The following is a 19,953-nucleotide window of genomic DNA, read 5'->3' as shown; positions in this document are numbered from 1 at the left end:
GGTCAGGCGGGACGCTTCCTCGTCTTGGCAGCTCACGGTGTTGCGTACGGTGAACGTGTTCTCGGTCTCGGTGAGCTGCGCTTCGTAGGGCAGAGGTTCGTCGGCGGCGCTCACGAGCCGGCTCGCCGATCCGGAGCGTCACCAGCCGCGGCACAGACCTGTGCTGCGGCGTATGCGGAGGCAGAGGACGAGTGAGCCGTGCTGTGCGGCGGCGAGACCGGGGCGGATCTGCCGCCCCACACCCGGTCTCGCCGCCGATGCCCCACATCCTTGTCGGCCCCCGACCGGGCCTTCCGAGTCCCTCCCAAGAGGATCTGCCTGGACGGGGGCATTCGGCACCTGTGCCTGTACGGGCAGCCCGACCCCGCGGACCTGGCGGACCCACCCCAGCAGCTCGCACTCCGCCGGACGCTACTCGGTGCGCAGCGCCGTGGCCGTACGCGCCCTGGCGGCCCAGCCGGCCGGGAGCAGTGCACCCAGCATCGCGATCACGACCCCGCCGAGCCCCAGCAGGAGCAGCTGAACAGGCCCGTACACATCAAGGACCGGCGACGGCAGGCTGGTGCCTACGGCGCGCCCCATCACCGGCATGACGACGTGGTGCAGCGCGTAGCCCGTCGGCACGCCGATCAGCCCGCCGATCACGCCGATCACCGCCGCCGAGGCGAGCACGAGGCTCATGGTCTGCCGCGGCGTCATGCCGATCGCCTTGCAGACGCCCAGGTCGTGGATGCGTTCCCGGGTGTCGAGGACCACGGAGTTGAGTACGCCGAGCCCGGCCACGATGATCAGCATGAGGGTGAGCAGCACCGCCATCGCGGCCATGATGAGGATGATGCCGTCCTGCCCCGACTCGGAGCCGGTCGTGGCGTCGCCGCCCAGCGGCTGTACGACTCCGGCGACCTCCTGGGCGTATTCGTCGGCGGAGACGCCGGGCTTCGTTTCGACGAGAAAGGTACTGGGCTCGGCCGACTTGAAGTCGGCCATGTCCGCGTGGATCTCCAGCTGGCTGCCCGAGGTGTCGAAGGACTCGCCCACGATCCGCAGGTTCGCGGTCTCCTTCTCGTAGGTCACCAGCACCGTGTCACCGATCTCGGTACTGGTCCTCTCCAGGAAGCGGGAGGGCACCACAACCTGCCCCTTACCGGTGATCCAGTGCCCGGAGAGCATCTCGTAGCTGCCAGAGCGCGAATCGCCCTCGTAGAGGCTGGCCTGGATCGATCCGGAGACCCCGGCCACGGCGACCTCGCTCTGGGCCTTGCCGTAGTACGACTCTGTGCCCGGCTGTGACCTGACGGCGGACCGCACCTTCGCCGGATCGGCGACCTTGGGCTTTTTGGACGTGCTTGCCGCGCTGTTTTCCACGGGAGGCTGGCCTGACTCGCTGCCGCCAGGGGGAGGCGGGCCTCCCGCGTCGCCCCCCACAGGAGGCGGCGGAGGGGGAGCGACTTCGATCGCCTTGGTCGTCGTGACCGTGACCGCCGCACGGCTCTCGGGGTCCTGGGAGGTGCCGATCGCGTTCAAGGACGAAGTCAGCCCCACCGCGAACGTCGCCGCGACCGTACCGAACGCCACCGCAAGCAGCATCGCCAAAGTACGTACGGGATGCGTGAAGGGGGTGGCGAGACCGTAGGTCACCTGTCGCGGCAGCGGCAGCATCCCCATCGCCCGATGCGCCCACTGGCCGCGTCCTGTGCGCGGCGACCGGCCGACCGCGATGGCGTCGATCGTACGCAGTCTTCCGGCCCGCAGCGCGGGAATCAGAGCCGCAAGCGCCACGACGACCAGGGCGGCGGCCGGCACGGAGACGTCCACCCACCAGGCCACCGAGAGTGAGACGCCGCCGTACACCGCCTCGGTGTCGGACAGCAGTGGCACGGCCAGGAGATTTCCCAAGACGACGCCCAGGGTGATGCCGCCGACGGCCGGGATCAGCCCTTGGGCCACGTAGGCGCCTACGACCTCGCGCGGAGTGAAGCCGATGGCCTTGAGGATGCCGATCCTGCGCAGGCTGGTGCCGACCGCACCACTGATCACACTGCTGACGATGATCACCGACATCACGATGCCGAGCGCGCCGAGAGCCATCACGAACGGAACGGTCGCCGCCGCACCCTGATCAGCGGCGCGCTTGGTTTCCAACCAGGACTGGGTCCCAAGGAGCGCCCCAGACCCCACGGAGGTGGCGAGCTTCTTCCGGTCGGCGAGGATCTGCTGGTTCGTGCTCGCGGAGTCGAAGCGGTAGAGCATCTGACTCGCGACCGAGGTGCCCGTCGACGCCAGCGCGTCGACCTGTGCGGGGGCCGCCCAGGCATCGGCGGTCTTGCTGGCCGACACGGCGAAGCCGACGATCGAAAGAGTCGCAGCGTCCTTGTCGTCCGAAAGTTTCATGGAGGTGCCGATCCCGAAGGCGGGCCCCTCGAACGACGCGTCGAGCACGACCTCGCCCGGCTTCTGCGCCCACCGCCCTGACTTCAGATCCACCCGGTCCACGGCGCCGTCCGGTCCGGACCGCCCGACCAGGGTCAGCGTCGGCAGTTGGAAGCCCGACCGGTCCTCCGGGCGGACCGTCGTGGACGGGTACGGTCCCGCGCTCGCGGTTACGCCGGGCAGCTTCCCGGTCTTCGCCAGCTGCGCCGCGCTCACCTTGGCCGGATCGAACTGCGCGGTGATGTGCGGGCCCTGCTGCTTCTTGAAGGCGTTGTCGAAGGGAGCGGCCGCGGCGACCATCAGCGACCCGGCGACCACGGCCGAGGCCACGGCCATCATCGTGGCCACGGCGATCACCAAGGTCTGCACCCGCCGCCGGCCGACCCCGGAGCGTACGACCCGGCCCAGCGCGCCGGTACCGAACAGGCTCATCGGACGGCCTGCGCGTACGTGTCGAGGGCGAGGTGACCGTCGACCAGGTGGATCGTGCGGCTCGCGCATGCCTCCGCAAGCGCCAGGTCGTGCGTCACCAGCACGATGGTCTGTCCGGCGCGGTGCAGATCCATCAGCAGATTGCGGACGTCGTGGCCCGAAGCCGTGTCGAGCGCACCGGTCGGCTCGTCGGCGAGCAGCAGCGCGGGCCGGTTGACCAACGCCCTGGCGACACCGACCCGTTGGCGTTCCCCTCCGGACAGTCGGCCCGGGTAGGCGCGGGCGTGCTTCTGGATGCCCAGCATCTCCATAAGCTCACCCGCGCGGACCGCGGCCGCGCGCCGACTGCTTCCGGTCAGCTGGGCCGGGAGCTGGATGTTGTCGGTGACGGTGAGGTCGTCCAGGAGATTGAAGAACTGGAAGGCCATGCCGATGTGCTCGCGACGGAACTTGGCGAGGGCGTGCTCGCTCAACTGGTCGATCCGCTGCCCCGCCACGACTACGGCGCCATCGGTCGGCTTGTCCAGGCCGGCGACGAGGTTCAGCAGCGTGGACTTGCCGCTGCCGGAGGGGCCCGTCACGGCAAGGGCCTCACCCTTGGCGACGCTGAGAGTGAGCGGCCCGAGCGCCGGCGCGCCGGCGCTGTCGTAGCGCTTCGCCACACCCTGCAGTTCGATCACTTGATGCATACGATTTGTCCGTCCTTACGGTCGCGAGAGGCACATTCCGTTGCCGGTCCTGCGAACCTAGAAGTCCCGCGTATGGGGCGCGTCGGCCGCGGAACCAACATCAGGCCCTTCCCGCGGAGGATTCGGCCGCGGAGTCCTACCTGAGAAGTAGGTCTCGTGGGCAATGCCCTGGCCGGACAGGCGGACGCGAGCCGGGCGGAGAGCGCAGCACAATGCACGGATGGAACCAGAAGACCGGCGCAGTCGGCATCAGCAGCTCATCGACGCGCTACGCCCGGAGGCGAAGGCCGCCCCGCTGTCCCGGCGAGCGGTGCGCGCCGATGTGGTGCTGGCAGTCGTACTGACCGTCATTGCCCTGTTCGTGGCGGTTCGCTATCCCGGCGACGGGCCGGTGAACACCAACCCCCCTAGGGTGGACATCGGCACCGGGGTCCCGGCCCCGCCCTCGCCGCCCGACCCTGGGCAGGTGCCCGTGGAGGAAGACCCCGCCTCCATGCCCCCCGCCTCCATGCCCTGGGCCCTGGTCATCCTGTCGACACTGCCACTGGCAGCCCGGCGCCGGTATCCGCTGACCTTGTTCGTGGTGGTGCTGGGCGCAGCTCTGGCCATCGGCAGCTCCGCCTCCTGGATCACCGTCCTGGCCTGTGTCATCGGTGCCTACAGCGCCGTCGTATACAGCCGTTACCGGATAACGGCGATCGCCGCCCTGGTGCTTGCCGCTGTGCTGTCCGGTTTCGCTTTCCGCAACGCGGAACCCGTGCTCCCTGGCTGGTCCAGCCCGGGATTCGTGCTGCTGGTGGCCGGGATGCTGGCCAGCCTCGTCCGTTTGCTGCAACTGCGGCTGGCGTCCAGCCGGGACCGGGTCTCAGAACTGCAGGCTGCTCAGGAGGAGGCCACGCGCCGCGCCGTCGAGGAGGAGCGTGCCCGCATTGCCGCCGAACTGCACGACGTCGTGACCCACAATGTGAGCGTGATGGTGATCCAGGCCGGCGCGGCCCGCAAAGTGATGGACGTGGCGCCCGAGCAGTCGAAGGAGGCACTGCTGGCCGTCGAGGCGGGCGGCCGGGCCGCCATGGCCGAACTCCGCCACGTGATGGGCCTGCTGGCCGCCCCGGACCACGAGAGGCCCGACTGCCTGGAGCCCCAGCCCGGGCTCGCGCAGCTCGACGCGCTGGTCGCACGGGTATGCGCCGCCGGCACGCCCGTGAGCGTCGGGGTGCTGCTGCCGCCGGATCCGCTGCCACCGGGGGTGGACCTCGCGGCGTATCGCGTCGTACAGGAGGCCCTGACCAACACGATCAAGCATGCGTGCGGCGCGCAGGCGTCCGTCGCCATCGGTTACACCGACACCTGTCTGGAGATCGAGGTCACGGACACCGGCGGCGCCAAGGATTCCCCGCCGGTGGAGAGCAACGGCCGTGGCCACATGGGGCTGCGCGAGCGGTTGGCCGTCTACAAGGGCGAGCTGACGGCCGGGCCGACAAACGCCGGCGGCTACCGGGTAACCGCCCGTATCCCGCGGAGCACCGTATGAATATGGACCAGCCACCGCTGCGCGCCGTCATCGCCGACGATCAAGCCCTCGTACGCACCGGTTTCAAGATGATCCTGGCCGCGGACGGCATCGAAGTGACTGCCGAGGCTGCCGACGGGGCCGAGGCTGTCGCAGCGGTCCGCCGTACGCGGCCCGACGTCGTCCTTATGGACATCCGGATGCCGGAGATGGACGGCATCGAGGCCACCAGGCGCATCATCGGCGACGCCGGCCCGGCCGGAACGCGGGTCATCATCCTCACCACATACGACCTCGACCACTACGTCTACGCCGCGCTCACAGCTGGCGCCAGCGGCTTCCTGCTCAAGGACGTCACTCCGGAACATCTGGTCTCCGCCCTACGCCTGGTGCAGACTGGCGACGCTCTCCTCGCGCCCACGATCACCCGTCGGCTGATCGAGCGCTTCGCTCCTCACAACGAACCGCAGACCATCGCGCCGCACCGCGATCTGTCCGGTCTGACCCCACGCGAGCTCGAGGTGCTCCGCCTACTCGCAACCGGCCTCAGTAATGCCGAACTCGCCTCCCGGCTGTTCCTCAGCCCGACCACGGTCAAGAGCCACGTCGGACGCATCCTGTCGAAGCTGGACCTGCGCGACCGCGTCCAGGCCGTCGTCTTCGCCTACGAGACGGGGCTGATCGCCCCGGGCGAGGTGCCTAGATGATTGATTCCAAGGTGCCAGACCACGGTGGTCAGAGCGAGGAGTGGTTGCACGACGCGGACGGCTACCCCGGCAGCGTCTGGTTGACGGACTCGATAGCCGCCGCGGCTTGAACAGCGCCGCGCCAGCCGTTCGGATTGGCCCTTGCGGGCCGGCCGCAGCAGCCGAAGTTCGATGTGGTTCTCGACACAGACCGGCCAACTGCCCTCAGTGCCGCAGCGGCCTTCGGTCACGGCAGGTTTTCCGGCGTCGCAGCGGATCACCAGATGTGCGTCAGCCGTGATGCCATCACCCCAGGGGCGCATTCCGAGGCGCGACGTCGACGCTTCCATCCGTCAGCGGTGAGCCGACGGTCCTGGAGGTCCTGGAAGGTGTCGTTGGCCATGTTGCGCCGCACTCGTGGTTCGGCGTGGCGTCGCAGGCTGATCCGACCGCAGCGCTCGGTCACCCACAGCGCCGGATGCCCGCCCACCCCGAACCCGGTCCGGACCTCGGCGGTCCACTCCGTGAGCAGTGGCACGATCCAGTCCATCTCCGGGACGGTGAGCACCGTGCGGCGTTTGGGCGGGCTTCCCCGCGAGGCCTTCCCGAACCGGACCTCCAGGGCGCCGAACCTGCCGTAAGCCTTCTCCCGCGGGTTGTGCCGAGTTCCAATCGTGACAAACCTGGACCGGTGCTCGTCCGAACTCCTCCATGCAGGCGGCCGCCCAGCCGTAGCGGGCATCGGTGACGAACGTGCAGAACAGGCGCAGGTCGCTCGGCTGGCCATGCACCGTGGAGTGCGCCAGCGGCAACGGGCCGGACATCTGGGCGGAGAAGTAGGCCTCAACGTCCTCCGGGGTCCACTCCCACGGGTACGTGCCGTTGAACAGGGCGAACCGGCGTACCAGACTTATCCGGTCGGCGATCGTCTTCCGCGCCAGAAGTCGGCTCTGCTGTTGCCGCGTCCAGCCCGCGAGCATCGCGTCGAACATCGCCGGCGCCGGATCCAGGGCCCGAACATTGCCCGGCACCACCAAGCGCATCGAGCCCGGCACATCAACTGGATCCACGCCCGCTCCAACAGTTGCATCAGACGCAACATCGTGGCGTCGAACCGAGATCACCAGAGGCCGAAGGCTTCACCGCCACCCATACGAGTGATGCTCCCCTCTTCCCGACCAGGCCAGGGCCCCTACCGGGCCAGGCGGAATGATGTAGTCAGTGCAACATCACCTACTTGGAATCCCACGCTTCGGCGAGCGGCACCATGTGGTCGATATCCTGGGCGCCCGGGGTCGGTGACCTCCTGGCCGTCGTAGTACGACACCCAGGCACCGCCGGTCAGCTTGCACCCCGAGGCCACTGCGGGGGGCGGTCGTCGCCTCGGCCAGCAGCACCTCGTTACGGGTGTTGCACCCATCAGCCAGGTCGCCGGAGTTCCAGTGCTTGAAGGGAGCTGCGGGTGTAGCCGGTGCGGTCCTCGTCCTGGACCCCGACGAGGCCGACGGCATCGGCGAGCGTGGTCACTTCTGCGGCCCGCAGGCCTTGGGGGGCCTGGACGGCTTGGGCGGGTGTGAAGACGACGAGGGGGACGAGGGTGAGGGAGAGTGCGCCGAAGCCGCGCCCGAAGTTCTTGATCACTCCCGCGTTCTACCGGCCCCCCGGCCCTGGCGGGCGCCGACCGGCTGTCTCTCACCCACTCGAGTACAGAGCCACATGCCCAGGCAGACGGCGTCACCCCCTGAAGCCCCGCCGTGACTGCTCTGGCGCATACCGGTGGACCACGGGGGCACACGGCATGACACCTCAACCTGGGAGTCCTTCATGGTGATTGTTGGCATCATCGCTGTCTGTGTAGTTTTGGCCGTACTCGCGTTCTTCGTGCCCCGGCTCTCTCGCCATCCCGAACGAGGCACCCAGCGCACCCTCGGGGTGGGTTCGCGCGCCGGTAGCAAGGCTCCAGGGCCGCTGGGCCGTCTTTTCAGCAAGCCGTTCCGAAGCAGCTCCAAGGCCGTTGGCAGCAGCGGATCCGCCGGCCGCCGGGCCCGCGGCCACATGCCGTTCTGACCGGCCCGCCGCCCCGGCGACGTGAGAGGACGCGATCGCATCCGCCCTTGCAAGCAAGCAACGGTTGACGCGCCTGCGGTGGGGCGTAATGCCCCACCGCACCTGGCCTTCCCTCTCAGAGATCTCCCGGCACAGGTCCGGACACGGGGCTGCGAAACGTCGTCCTCAGCGGATTCGGACCACTATCAGGTGCTCTGGGGGCCGGTCCCGGCCTCGACCACGTCGGTCTCGAGTACGGCTCTCCGCCTGCGCGTCGCTCACCGAGGACAGACGCATTGAGCAGTGCGGGCCCGCCCGATGCGGCCAGCCAGCCGGGTCGAGGCGCCCGGACAGGCGTGGCCGGGTAGCTCCGATGGGAAGCCGGACGAGCAGGTTGCGTGGCCGTCGGCGGGGGCAGGTGAATCCACGACCAGGGCGTCAGCGGTGTCTACCTGAAGACGACAGGGCGTTACCGGTCCTGTGCGGTCAGGAGCAGGATTGCGGCTTTGGACCGGCTGGTGCCGAAGGCGGTGGCCACCGCCTCGGCGGACACGTCGGCGTCCGGCACCCCGTGCGACGCCGTCCGCAACCACTGCGCGAGGAACACTGGACACTGCACACACCGCGCCGCATGTCAACCGAGAGCAGCGCGGGCGGGCCGGTCTGCTCCGGCCCGCCCGTTCCCACGTGTCCTGTCCCCGTTATTCCTTCATACCGATCGCCTCCACCGGGCGCGCCCGCAACATCAGGCGTGCGGGCAGCATCGCCCCGGCCACCGCGAGTACAGCCGTAGAGCCCAGGATGACCAGCCAGCCCAAAATCGGTGCGCTGGGCAGTGGGGTGCCGGTCAGGGCGACCGCGACCAGGACCAGCGGCGGCAGGGCCAGCGCCACGCCCACCACGGCGCCGACGGCGACCACCACCGCACTCTCGCGCCGCATCATGCTCAGCACCTGGGAGCGGTTCGTGCCGGTCAGCCTCAGCAGGGCGAACTCTCGCCTGCGGGCTATGGTGTTCATGGCCTGGGTGTTCACGACGGTGATGGCGGTGTAGGCGATGATCAGGCCGACCACCAGGTAGTTCACCCAGGCGGTCGCCCTCGCCTCCTCGACCTGGGCGTCGGCCGCCAGGGCACCGCTGAGCACGGTGCCCGGGTAGTCACGCGCCAGCGCGGCGAGCTGCCGCTCGGTGTCCGCCGCGCCGGGCGCCGACCGGACGAGGACGGACCCGTCGACGGCGTCCGTGGTGTGGGACAGCAGCAGATCATGGTCGAAGGTGAGGTCGGCGAAGCCGAAGCCGCGGCCGTACACCGCGATCACCTTGCCGTCGAACGGCGTGCCGTCCCCCAGGTGCAGGTGTGCCCAGTCGCCGACGTCCAGGCCCAACCACGAGGCCGCCGTCGTACTGAGGGCCACCGTGTCTCGGGTGAGAGCGGACAGGTCGCCGTCGCGCCGGTCCAGGTCGAGCGTGGACGCCAGCGCCCTCGGTTCGATGCCCTGCGCGCTCAGTGACACGGTCTCCTGCTCCCCGAGCAGCGAGGCCACCCCGACGGCCTTGGAGCGCACCACCCCGGTGGCGGCCTGCACGTCCGGCAACTCCGCCGCCCTGTATGCCAGCTGTGGCGAGAGTCCGGTCGGGGCGGTCAGTACGTGGTCGGCGACCGTCCCGGAGCGGATCTGGTCGGCGGACTCGCTCAGTTGAGTGGTCTGGGTGAACACGACTGTCGCGGCGAAGGAGACCGCCAGGATAAGCGGCGTGACGGCGCCCGCAGTGCGGACCGCCCCGCTGCGGGAGTTGGCCGCGGCCAGCCAGCCGGTGACGCCCGTCCGATTCAGCACCGGTACAAGGAGCCTGGCGGCCGTACGGGTGAGCAGCGGGCCGAGCACGGCGGCGGCGGCGGCGAGCAGCAGCACCAGGGAGTTGGCGAGGCCCATCAGGGTCACAAAGTCGGCCCGGTAGCCCAGGCCCAGGCCGAGCACCGACGCGGCCAGCGCAAGAAGCACACCGCCTGTGATCAGCCGCCCCCGGCTGAGGCGGGCGGGCTCGGACGCCGCCTCCCCCAGGGCTTCGGTGGGGCGGATGCGGGCCGCGCGCCGGGCCGCGACGAAGGCGGCAGCGACGGCGGTGACGACGGCGGCAAGGAACGGCAACGGCCCGATGACCGGTTGGAAGTCCGGCGGGACGATGCCGCGGCCCGCGAACTGGGAGCTGAGCCAGTACACGACCCCTGCGCCCAGCGGACAGCCGAGGACGCCCGCCACCAGGCCGGCCACGGTCGATTCGGCGGCGATCATGTGGTGCAGCTGGCGCGGGGTGGTGCCGATGGCCCGCAGCAGCGCCAGTTCTCGACGGCGGTGGCGCAGGGCGAGGGAGGTTGTGGCGCACAGCACGAACACGGCCACGAGCAGGACGTTCCCGCCGATGCCGTGGCAAGATCGATCACGTTGGCGGCGCCGACGGCGACGTCGGTGAACTCGGCCTTGCCGCGGTCACCGCCCGTGTACACGGCGACGGACCGCTGCCCCTTCAGCGTGTGCTCGACGTCCGAGGCGACCTCGGACGGCGCGGTCCCGGGAGCGGTCAGCACCCCGAAGGCGTACACGCCGTCCGCGGTGTCGGGCGCCAGCCGGTCGAGGACGGTGTCGGCGGCGAACAGCACGGACTGCCGGGGTGCGCGGCCGCCGTCGAGCGCGACGAGACCGGCCACCTCGAAGGTGACAGGGGTGGACGTCGTCATGAGCCGTACGGAGGAGCCGATGCGCAGGCCGCTGCGGGCGGCGAGGTCGGAGTCAAGGACGACCTCGTGTGCGCCGCGCGGCTGGTGACCGGCGGTGAGCCGGAAACCGCCGAGGGGGCGGCTGTCCCAGTTGTGCAGCTGGGGCGAGGTGCCGTTGTGGCCGGTCACCGCCCGGTCGGCGGCCAGCAGCCGGACCGCCGCACCCCGGTCCGACACCACGGAGGCGACGCCGTCGATCGCGGCGAGGTCGTCCGCGAGGTCCGCGGGGAGCACGAGGCGTTCGGGCAGCGGCTGGGAGCTGCGGTAGGTGGAGCCGTCGGCGGACTTCACGTCGAGCTCCGCGCTCTGCCGTCCGGCGACGATCAGCGGTGCGTTCTCGTAGCGTTCGGGTGGCAGTGTGGAGCGCAGTCCGGACTCCAGCAGCACGCCGCAGGCGCTGATCACTGCCGCGCCCATCAGCAGGGCGAGGAAGGTCGCGGCGAAGGGCCCCTTGCGGGCGCGCAGTGTCGCGAGGGCGAGGCGCAGCATCAGCGGGCCCCCCGCAGTTCGGTCATCACACGCTTGACCTGGTCGGCGGAGGGCCGGTCCACGCGGTGCACCACGCGTCCGGCGTCCAGGAAGATGACACGGTCGGTGTGCTGGGCCGCCACCGGGTCGTGGGTGACCATCACCACGGTCTGGTGCAGGTCGGTGACCGCCTGCCGCAGCAGGTGCAGGATGTCCTGCGCCGTGTCGGGGTCCAGCGCGCCGGTGGGTTCGTCGGCGAAGACGACCTCCGGCCGGGTGATCAGGGCACGCGCGATGGCCACCCGTTGTTGCTGTCCGCCGGACAGCTCGGTGGGTCGGCGGCGTAGCAGGCCGAACAGTCCGACCCCGGCCGCGACACTGTCGACGGAGGCGCTTTCGGCAGCGGCGCCCGCCAGCCGCAGGGGCAGCGTGATGTTCTGCTCCACGGTAAGGGACGGCAGCAGGTTGAAGGCCTGGAAGACGAAGCCGATCCGGGTCCTGCGGTATTCGGTGAGCTTGTTCTCGCTCAGTTCGGCGAGGTCCTGTCCGCCGAGCTGCACGGTGCCGGACGTGGGCCGGTCGAGCCCTGCGGCACACTGGAGGAAGGTGCTCTTGCCCGAGCCGGACGGTCCCATGACGGCGGTGAACGTGGCGGACTGGATTCCGATGCTGACGCCGTCGAGGGCCACGGCCGCCGACGCGCCGTCGCCGTAGCGCTTGGTCACCTGGGTCAGTCGTACGGCGCTGCCGGTCCTGGCGTCAGGGGCGGGGATGTCGGCCGGTGTGTTCTTCTTCCGGCTGCGTGCTTGGAGCATGAGGGGCCTCGTCGAGTGATGCGGTGGGTGATGCCTCCAGTCCATCCGTGAGAAACGGCCGCATCCTCCGCCCTCACGTCGAATCCGGCCCTCCGCCCGTCGGCGGAGGCAGGGTGGGGGCTCCGCCTCCCGGATGAGCGGACCCCGTGGCCGGCCGGGAGGAGCCTGCGCCCCCTCCTCCTTGAGGAGGGGGCAACAGGGAGGAGGTGCGACGTACGGGTCCGCCCTGCGGGTGGCCGCACAGGAAGAATGGGCAATTTAAAGTTGAATTATGAAGGCGACATCTTCTCTGGCAGGGCGCGGCGTACCCGCCGCGTTGACGGATACCGTGCTGGCCGTCCTGGCCGCGGGGGGCTGCCTCGCGCTGCCGACCGTGATTCCGGCGAACAGCCAGGATCTGCGCGCGCCGGACACCTGGTGGTTCGTCCTCGTCCTGTTGGTCGCACTGCCCATGACGGTCCACCGCCGGCTGCCGCTGGGCAGTCTGCTGGTGACGGCGGCTGCGGCGAGCACGTTGCAGGCGCTGACGTACGTTCCCCAGCTCTCGGGGGCCGAGGGCACCTCGATCGGTCCGACGTATCTGGCCGTAGCCACGGCCGTGTTCCTCACGGCCGTGCGCCGCGGCCCCTGGATCACCACCTTCGTGGCAGGCGTGTTCATTCCGCTCGACTCCCTGGTGGAAGGGCTGATAGCGCCGTCGGGGCACCGGGTCGCCACGTTCCTGACTCAGGCCGTCCTGTTGCTGGCCGCCTGGGCTCTTGGACGTCTGGCGAAGGCGCGTGCCGCGATCCGTGACGAGGCGGTGGGACGCGCGGCCGCGCTCGAACGCGAACATGCCGCCAACGCACGCGCTGCGGTGATGCACGAGCGGGCGCGCATCGCCCGGGAACTGCACGACATCGTCGCGCACAACGTGAGCCTGATGGTCGTGCAGACCATCGCCGCCGACCGGGTCCAGGATCGCGCCCCGGACAAGGCCCACGAGTTGCACGCGACGGTCGAGCAGACCGGCCGGGCCACCGTCACGGAGTTGCGCCGGCTCCTGGACGTGCTGCGCACCGACGAGGAGGCCGAGGGCGACCCTTCCAAGGAACCGCCGCAGCCGACCGTGGACGCCATCCCCTCGCTCATCGACTCCGTACGTGACACGGGCCTGGACATCGACTACGGCGTGACGGGCACCCCGCTCCCGCTGCCTGCCGGATCCCACCTGACGGCGTACCGCGTGGTCCAGGAAGCGCTAACCAATACGATGAAGCACGCCGGTGCGACTCGGACCCGCGTACAGCTCAAGTGGGAGGACGGACCGCAGCGCCTCACGATTCGGGTCTGCGACGACGGCCCGGCCGCGTCCGCCGGGCCGGATGCGGTGACCCCTTCGAACGGCACCGGCTACGGCTTGGTCGGCATGCGGGAGCGGATCGCTGCCGTGGGCGGCACGCTGCACACCGGTACGCGGCCCGGCGGCGGCTACTGCGTCCATGCCGTCCTGGAACAGGCCTGAAGCAGACCGCGGCGGGCCTAAGCGGGCCTGGAGCCGAGCCCACCGACAGCACCATGACAAAGGACACGAACCGTATGCGGCGCATCAGCGTTCTGCTGGCTGACGACCAGCCCATGATCCGGACGGGTTTTCGGCTCATTCTGGAGGCGGAAGGTGACATCGAGGTGGTCGCGGAGGCGTCCGACGGTCGGGAAGCCGTCGCGCTATCCAAGCGGCTGGCGCCCGACCTCGTCCTCATGGACATCCGGATGCCGAATATGGACGGCGTCGAGGCCACCGAGCTGATCGCTCGCGATGCTCCGTCCAGCCGCGTCATCATCCTCACCACCTTCGACCTGGACGCCCACGTCGTGGACGCGCTGCGGGCGGGAGCCAGCGGCTTCCTGGTAAAGGACGGCCCCGCCGACTCCCTCGTGGAGGCGATCCGGACGGTTGCCACGGGCGACGCCGTCCTCGCTCCCCGCGTCACGCGCCGACTGCTCGACCGGTTCGCTGGTATGCCGTCCCCGACCGCGTCCACCCCGCCCCGTCTCGACGCCCTGACGGCCCGAGAGATGGACGTGCTGCGCGCTATGGCGCGGGGACTGTCGAACGCGGAGATCGGCCAGGAACTGGGCATCGGCGAGACGACCGTGAAGACCCACGTCGCCCACATCCTGGAGAAGTTCCAGCTGCGCGACCGTGTACAGGCGGTGGTCCTGGCGTACGACTGCGGCCTGGTGACACCACGCACGGGCCCCGCACCCGAACCCAGCTCCTGACCCCCGAGAACCGAAGGACGGAACTTCCGTGAGCACAGCCATGCTCCTCGTCATCGTCCTGAGCGGCGTCGTGACCCTCGTGACGGTGGAGAACAGGTCGAGTCGGCTGGACCGGCGGGTCCGGGCTCTTGACCGCAAGATGGACCTGCTCCTTCAGCATCTCCAGGTAGGGGACGACGATCCTCAGCTGGCCGGAGTGGCCGCACTGATCCGCGAGGGGAAGGACGTCGCCGCGATCAAGAAGTACCGGGAAGTGACGGGTGCGGATCTGCTCGAAGTCAAACAGGGTGTCGACCGCCTGAATCCCGTGACAGGCGAAAGCAGCAGATCGGGCGACTGAGCAGAGATGAGCAGAGGTGAGCAGCCGTCAGGGCCTCGTGTGCGCAGTCATGGCGCGCATGATGAGACGACGAGGTCCGGCGCGGGCCGCACGGCACGCGACGACCGGGCTCGTACGGGCACTGCCCGTCCCCGACTCGGGCGATGTTCCACTCAGGCCCCTGTTCTCTCTTCTGAAGGTGTTCCATGCGCATCCTGTTCTCCGGTACCCCTGCCTACGGCCATCTGTTGCCGCTGCTCCCCTTGGAAAGGGCGGCCCGCGAGGCCGGTCACACCACCGCGTTCCTGACCCACGCCTCCCTCGGGGATGTGGTGGCGCCCGCCACCGTGCACGCGGCGGGCGCGACGCTCGAGGACACTCTGGGTGAGTTCCAGCGGCGTACTGGAAAGAACGCCGCCACCGACATGAGCCCGGCCACCGCGGGCGAGTTCTTCGGCGGGACCCGTGTCGACCTCGGCGCGGACGACGCCCTGGCGGTGGCCCGCGACTTCGCCCCGGACCTGGTGATAGCGGAGACCGCGGACTTCCTCGGCCCCCTGGTTGCTTCGCAGTTGGGTGTGCCGTGGGCCACCCACGGCGTGGGCATCGCTCTGGAGACCCCCTTGGCCGAGGCGATGTGGGCGACGGCCGCCGCCCGTGCGGCAGAACGGGGCATCACCCTGGCCGGGCCGTCGGCGACGGTCGACCCCTGGCCCGACTGCCTCCAGCGCGACGACTGGAAGCCGTCTGCGGACCGCGTCACGATCCGGCCCCAGGCGCACGAGTCCGAGGCTGCAACTGACTGGCAGGCACCGTCCTTCCCCGGCCGTGAGGACTTGCCCCGGGTCCTGGTGACCCTGGGCACGTTCGTCGACGACACCGACGCGCTGACCCGGATCGTCGCCTCGCTCGGCAAGCACGACGTGAACGTCATGGTCACCCTCCCGCCCTCGTCCGAGGCAGCGACCCTGCCCGTGGCGGGCGACGGCGTCCGCGTGACCGGGTTCGTTCCCATGGGACAGCTGCTCCAGGGCGTGGACGCGGTGGTCTCCTCCGGCGGTGCCGGAACAGTGCTCTCGGCACTCGGCGCCGGCGTCCCGATGGTGATCTGGCCCATGGGCCTCGACAAGCCCCTGAACGCCGAACGGACCGCCGCACTGGGCGCCGCCGAGGTTATCGGCTCGGCGGACGAGGCCGGCGAGGCACTCGCACGGGTGCTGCGGCAGCCGTCGTTCAAGGAGGCCGCCGAGATGGCTTCCCGGAACATCGCCGCGATGACCCCGGTCCCCGAGGTCCTGTCCCTCCTGACCGAGCTCCCGGGCTGAGCCCTCCCGCACGCCAGGCAGCACGTCGGACGATCGAGCCCGCCGCGCGAGCCGACAACGGAAAGAGGAACAACCATGTACGCGATACGTCAACACGCCTTCGGCGCACCCGACAAGCTGGTGTACGAGGAGATGGACGCACCGGCGCCGGGACCGCGCGAGGTCCGCCTCGCCGTCACCGCGGCGGGCGTCCATCTCATGGACACCGTGCTGCGCGCGGGGCGCGAGATGGGGATGGCGCTGCCGCGCCTGCCAATGACACCGGGCCGGGAGGCGGCGGGCGTGGTGGACGCCGTCGGCGCGGACGTCGACGAAGCGTGGCTCGGGGCACGGGTGGTCGCCTACCTCGGCCACGAACGCAACGGCGGCTACGCCACGCACGCCGTGACGTCGGTCGACACCCTGCACCGCATTCCCGACGGAATCGACGACGACGCCGCCGTCACCATGATCGGAACCGGGCGGACCGCGATCGGCATCCTGGAGCAGGCCGCCCTGTCGGCCGGGGACGTCGTCGTGGTCACGGCGGCCGCCGGAGGCCTGGGCACGCTGTTCGTGCAGGCGGCGCGGCAGGCGGGGGCCGTGGTCGTGGGCCTGGCCGGAAGCCGGCACAAGCTCGACGTGGTGCTGGAACAGGGCGCGAACGCTGCCGTGGACTACACCCTGCCCGGCTGGGAGGAGCGACTCGACGAGGTGCTGGGCGGTGTACCGTCGACCGTCGTCCTCGACGGCGTGGCCGGCCGGCTCGGCCGGGCCGCCGCCGAGTCGCTCGGCAAGGGCGGACGGCATCTGTACTTCGGCTGGGCGTCCGACGAGGGGCACTTCGCCAGCTTCTCCCCGCAGGAGTTCGAGAAGTACGGCATCACCTCCGAGTTGGCGGTGGGCCCCACGATGTTCGAGCTGCCGGGCGGCATCCGCAGGCTGGAGGAGACGGCGCTGCAGTGGGCCTCGGCCGGACGGGTGCGCCCTGTCGTCCAGTCGTTCCCGCTCGCCCGGGCGGCGGAGGCCCATCATGCCCTGGAGACCCGGGCCACCATCGGCAAGGTGGTGCTGCGGCCGGCCGACGGGCGTCGGTGAGGAAGCGGACGCGGCGGTCCGCGCAGCGCCCGCGCGGGCGACCGCGCGGACTGACGCCCCGTCAGGGTGCGAGCAACGGTGCGCCGTTTTCCTCATGACGCCACATGGTCTCCTCGATCCGTGAGACCGCAGTGGTCAGGTGTCGCCGGTAGGTGCTGTACGGCATGTCCAGTCGCCGGGCCGCCGCCTCCTGGGTGGGTGCCCCCTCCATGAACGCGAGAGTGGCGACCTCGTGCGCCTTGTCCCCTCCTCGTTCGGTGATGAGACCCGCGACGGCGTTGGCGAGCACTTCGCGCAGCGTCATGCCGTGGTTGGACACCAGGCGGCTGCGGCGCAGGGGGTTCAGGTTTAGGGCCGCGGGCCGACTCAGGTCGCGCAGTGCGGAGCGGACTGCGGCGGTGAACTCCGGGCGGCTCAGAGCCGGGTGACTCAGCCCCGGTGAGGGAAGGGGCGAACAAGGCGGGGGCACAGGCGTATCGGCACCCGCGGAGCCCTCGGCGGTGCCGGACAGCAGCGTCTGCTGCTTGTCCGTCAGCCACGCTCGCGGCCCCAGGTCACGCCAGTCATGCGCGAAGAGCCGGTACGCCGACCCGCCGACCATGACGGGCTGCTCCAGCGGCGTCATGTCGCAGAACTGCATGTGCGCGTTCCAGAACCCGTCGTCGCGCAGCACGATGAACGACCAGGCGAGACCGCTGTCCCGCAGCAGTTCGCCGAACATGCGCGAAAGCATCAGGTCCATCACCGGCGACGGCCGCTGATAGTTCCGCGGGTGGACGTGGAAGCGACCGAGGGCGATGTGCTCGCCGGCAGCGAGCGGGCCGTGCGACGCGACGTGGTCCCAGGCCGCGGTGGCAACCGGGTCGTCTCCTCGGCCCTGGTCCGGCTTTGGACGCAGCCATGCGGAGAAGGCCGCGGCAGGCGTCGTGGCGCGCAGCCGTTGCACCCGGAAGTCCCGCGGCCGGGTCCGGAGCCAAAAGCGCACCGTGTCGGCCGATTCGGGGCCTTCCGCTCGTTCAGCGAGAGCCAGTACGTGCGCCTCGTCCGAGGGCTGGTACGGGTGGTCCTCGACCAGTCCTGGCAGGTGCCACAAGTGGCTCTCCGCCATGTGTCCTTCGCCCCGGTAGAGGAACTGCAATGCACCGACCGCGGGCAGGAGCCGCTCGGCCGGGACGGAGCCGATCCGCTCCAGCAGGTGCCCGTGCAACTGCCGGTACAACTGGTCGAATCTCTCCGGGTCCCGCCACCGCAGGTCGGCCGCAAGTGCCTCCCGGACGATGTCGTGGGGGAAGATTCCCTCGGCGCAGTGGTCCACGTACGGCTGCTCCCGCAGCCACGCGAACAGGTCCGGGGCGTCGTCGCCCACGACGGCGCGCAGGAGTGTCTCGGACGTCAGATGTGCCTGGGCGCAGACCTCGAGGGCGAGGCGGTGGCGCGGGCCCGGCAGCTGTCCCAGGATCTGCCGCAGCAGGGAAGCGAAGACCTCGGGGGCGGGCCGCCAGGATCCGGCGTCCGGCACATCGATGCTCTGCGTCATGGCCACATGCGCGGCCAGCGTCAAGGCGAGCGGATGGCCGGAGGCGAAGGAGAGCAGGGGCCCCCGGTGAGCGGGGGCTATCCCCCGTTTCTCCAGGAAGCTCTCCGCCTCGCTCGCGCTGAGATCATCCAGAGCCACCACCTCGAGCAGGCCGGCCCAGCCCGGGTCCGCGGACCAGGTGACGTCCGGCGCGTGCCGGCCTGCCACGACCACCAGCACGTCGTCGGCCAGGCTCGGCAGGAACTCCTCGCGCAGCCAGCCCTCCAGGCTCTGGCAGTACTCGAAGGTGTCGATGAGCAGGAGCGCACCCGGCGTGTGCACGACCGCCGCGGCCGCCTGCTCGAACGCCTCCGGTGCAGCAGGCAGGGCACGCCCGTCGACGTGGACCACCGGGCGTCCGGCGGCCCTGGCCTCCTTGGCGTACTGCCGCATGAGCGTCGACTTGCCGATGCCGCCGGGGCCGTGCACGTAGAACACGGAAGCGGCACCGGGCCGTCCGGCGAGGGCGTCGCGCAGGAGTGCCAGTTCGGTCTCTCTGCCGACGAACGCGCTGTCCCTCGCCGTACTCACGCGGTCAGCGACGGTGCCGCGTGGCGGTGCCTGCATCTCTTGCCTTTCCCCACGGCAGGTGAGTGCCGCGTCCCTTGCCAGGGCGCGTGACAACGGCCCCTCTTCGCCCGGCAACCCTAACCAAAACCTGTCGCCTCGCCGCACGCGGGCGCCGCTGCTCACCGGGTCGCTCAGTCCGACGACGCTTCGTGGGGAGTCGGTCAGGCCGCGAAGTACCGCTGAAGCGCGGAGAGGCCCGGTGCCGTACAACTCCCTGACGAGCGCCTGGGCGGCGGCAGAGTCCACGGCGTCCACCTCCGACTCAGCCGACCACTCGACGAACGTCTCGCCGGTGTCCGTCTGGGGCCGCACCCGGATCGTGGAGACGCAGCGCCGGACAGGGAAGGGGTGCTCGACGAGTTCGTAGGTGTCGGTGTGTGTGAGGTCGTCGAGCGCGGTCAGACGTTCAAGGACCGTGGTGTCCCCACCGGCGAAGCGCAGGCGCCGCAGCGCGCCCACCGTCGTGGCTCCGCCTTCCTCCAGCACGCTCGTGTCGATGGGCGGGTGCCAGTGCAGAAGGCCGTCGAAGCGGCGGACGATCTGTCATACGGATTCCGCGGTGGCGGGGACGACGGCGCTGACATACGTGTGTGCCATGGATGCTCCTGTGAGACGTGAGGGAGGAATGCGCTGACGGAAAGGGCGGAACGTGCGGGGAGACCATGCCGCTCGGAGAGCGATCAGACGCCCGCTGCCGCCAGCAGGTCCTGGGTGAGGGTGGCAAGACGCCGGCGGTACGCGGGGGTGAGAGCCTCCGGTTCGGACGGCTGGGCCTCCTCCTCGCTGTGGAAGTAGGCGCCGGTCACTCCGGTGACATCGGTGGAGTCCACCAGGCGGCGCGTGGCCGCCAGCCCCTCTCCAACGGCTTCTGAAAGAGCGTTTTGTCCTGGCAGGAGTGTTTGGCAACGCAGTGCTGCCGTGGATGATTGCGGGGTGTTGGTCCAAGTGGAAGCGGTGGGGCAGGTC

At 70.3% G+C, this 19,953-nt stretch carries 16 protein-coding genes and 1 pseudogene; 8 read left to right on the top strand and 9 right to left on the bottom strand.

Features of this window, described 5'->3' with window-relative positions; genetic code table 11:
* Window positions 1-411 precede the first annotated feature (411 nt).
* Window positions 412-2,862 (bottom strand): FtsX-like permease family protein, encoded by a 2,451-nt coding sequence (locus tag ACFY8O_RS34300; protein WP_387909312.1) that lies wholly within the window; start codon window positions 2,860-2,862, stop codon window positions 412-414.
* Entirely contained in the window at window positions 2,859-3,551 is a 693-nt protein-coding gene (locus ACFY8O_RS34295; RefSeq protein WP_387909310.1) for an ABC transporter ATP-binding protein, read from the bottom strand. Before ACFY8O_RS34295 ends, ACFY8O_RS34300 begins: the two co-directional genes overlap by 4 nt.
* Window positions 3,552-3,771: 220 nt before the next feature.
* Between ACFY8O_RS34295 and ACFY8O_RS34290 the strand changes: the two genes are divergently transcribed.
* Together ACFY8O_RS34290 and ACFY8O_RS34285 are read left to right on the top strand one after the other, a co-directional pair.
* Complete coding sequence (locus ACFY8O_RS34290; protein ID WP_387909308.1) at window positions 3,772-5,085, top strand: sensor histidine kinase; 1,314 nt, start codon at window positions 3,772-3,774, stop codon at window positions 5,083-5,085.
* Window positions 5,082-5,771 carry a response regulator gene (locus ACFY8O_RS34285; protein ID WP_387909306.1) on the top strand — a complete coding sequence of 230 codons (690 nt, stop codon included), beginning with the start codon at window positions 5,082-5,084 and terminating at the stop codon, window positions 5,769-5,771. Before ACFY8O_RS34290 ends, ACFY8O_RS34285 begins: the two co-directional genes overlap by 4 nt.
* A 256-nt stretch (window positions 5,772-6,027) precedes the next feature.
* Here ACFY8O_RS34285 and ACFY8O_RS34280 read toward each other — a convergent pair whose 3' ends face one another.
* Window positions 6,028-6,300: a hypothetical protein gene (locus ACFY8O_RS34280; protein ID WP_387909304.1), complete on the bottom strand. Its 273-nt coding sequence runs from the start codon at window positions 6,298-6,300 to the stop codon at window positions 6,028-6,030.
* 689 nt (window positions 6,301-6,989) lie between these two features.
* Window positions 6,990-7,391: pseudogene (locus tag ACFY8O_RS34275) on the bottom strand (HNH endonuclease); the annotation flags it as partial.
* Between the two features lie 183 nt (window positions 7,392-7,574).
* On the opposite strand from ACFY8O_RS34275, the gene ACFY8O_RS34270 reads away from it, so the two are divergent.
* Window positions 7,575-7,817: a DUF6411 family protein gene (locus ACFY8O_RS34270; RefSeq protein ID WP_387909302.1), complete on the top strand. Its 243-nt coding sequence runs from the start codon at window positions 7,575-7,577 to the stop codon at window positions 7,815-7,817.
* 680 nt (window positions 7,818-8,497) lie between these two features.
* Here the strand turns inward: ACFY8O_RS34270 and ACFY8O_RS34265 are convergent.
* From ACFY8O_RS34265 to ACFY8O_RS34255, 3 genes are read right to left on the bottom strand one after another with little or no spacing between them, the layout of a single operon-like run.
* The gene (locus ACFY8O_RS34265; protein WP_387909300.1) at window positions 8,498-10,198 is read right to left on the bottom strand and encodes an ABC transporter permease; all 1,701 of its coding nucleotides are present in this window, start codon (window positions 10,196-10,198) and stop codon (window positions 8,498-8,500) included.
* On the bottom strand, window positions 10,087-11,061 hold the full coding sequence (locus ACFY8O_RS34260) for an ABC transporter permease (RefSeq protein WP_387909298.1): 975 nt from the start codon (window positions 11,059-11,061) through the stop codon (window positions 10,087-10,089). The genes ACFY8O_RS34265 and ACFY8O_RS34260 overlap by 112 nt, the downstream gene beginning before the upstream one ends.
* On the bottom strand, window positions 11,061-11,855 hold the full coding sequence (locus tag ACFY8O_RS34255; RefSeq protein ID WP_387909296.1) for an ABC transporter ATP-binding protein: 795 nt from the start codon (window positions 11,853-11,855) through the stop codon (window positions 11,061-11,063). The genes ACFY8O_RS34260 and ACFY8O_RS34255 overlap by 1 nt, the downstream gene beginning before the upstream one ends.
* Window positions 11,856-12,126: 271 nt before the next feature.
* Here ACFY8O_RS34255 and ACFY8O_RS34250 point away from each other — a divergent pair, with 271 nt between their 5' ends.
* The 5 genes from ACFY8O_RS34250 (at window position 12,127) to ACFY8O_RS34230 (ending at window position 16,841) form a co-directional block, all read left to right on the top strand.
* A complete protein-coding gene (locus ACFY8O_RS34250) occupies window positions 12,127-13,359 on the top strand; it encodes a sensor histidine kinase (RefSeq protein WP_387909294.1) in 1,233 nt (410 codons plus the stop codon).
* 53 nt (window positions 13,360-13,412) lie between these two features.
* Window positions 13,413-14,120 (top strand): response regulator, encoded by a 708-nt coding sequence (locus ACFY8O_RS34245; protein ID WP_387909292.1) that lies wholly within the window; start codon window positions 13,413-13,415, stop codon window positions 14,118-14,120.
* A gap of 28 nt (window positions 14,121-14,148) precedes the next feature.
* Window positions 14,149-14,460, top strand: a complete 312-nt coding sequence (locus ACFY8O_RS34240; protein ID WP_387909290.1) for a hypothetical protein — start codon at window positions 14,149-14,151, stop codon at window positions 14,458-14,460.
* 185 nt (window positions 14,461-14,645) lie between these two features.
* Window positions 14,646-15,764, top strand: coding sequence for a glycosyltransferase (locus tag ACFY8O_RS34235; RefSeq protein WP_387909289.1), 1,119 nt, complete (start codon window positions 14,646-14,648; stop codon window positions 15,762-15,764).
* A 75-nt stretch (window positions 15,765-15,839) separates the two neighbouring features.
* Entirely contained in the window at window positions 15,840-16,841 is a 1,002-nt protein-coding gene (locus ACFY8O_RS34230; RefSeq protein WP_387909288.1) for a zinc-binding dehydrogenase, read from the top strand.
* Between the two features lie 61 nt (window positions 16,842-16,902).
* Here the strand turns inward: ACFY8O_RS34230 and ACFY8O_RS34225 are convergent, their stop codons facing one another.
* Window positions 16,903-19,527: an SRPBCC family protein gene (locus tag ACFY8O_RS34225; protein WP_387909314.1), complete on the bottom strand. Its 2,625-nt coding sequence runs from the start codon at window positions 19,525-19,527 to the stop codon at window positions 16,903-16,905.
* A 140-nt stretch (window positions 19,528-19,667) separates the two neighbouring features.
* On the bottom strand, window positions 19,668-19,817 hold the full coding sequence (locus tag ACFY8O_RS34220; RefSeq protein WP_387909286.1) for a hypothetical protein: 150 nt from the start codon (window positions 19,815-19,817) through the stop codon (window positions 19,668-19,670).
* Window positions 19,818-19,953: the final 136 nt, after the last annotated feature.

Origin of the sequence: Streptomyces argenteolus (assembly GCF_042902585.1) — a bacterium.
Lineage (GTDB): Bacteria > Actinomycetota > Actinomycetes > Streptomycetales > Streptomycetaceae > Streptomyces > Streptomyces argenteolus.
This window is presented reverse-complemented; position numbering and strand designations above follow the sequence as displayed.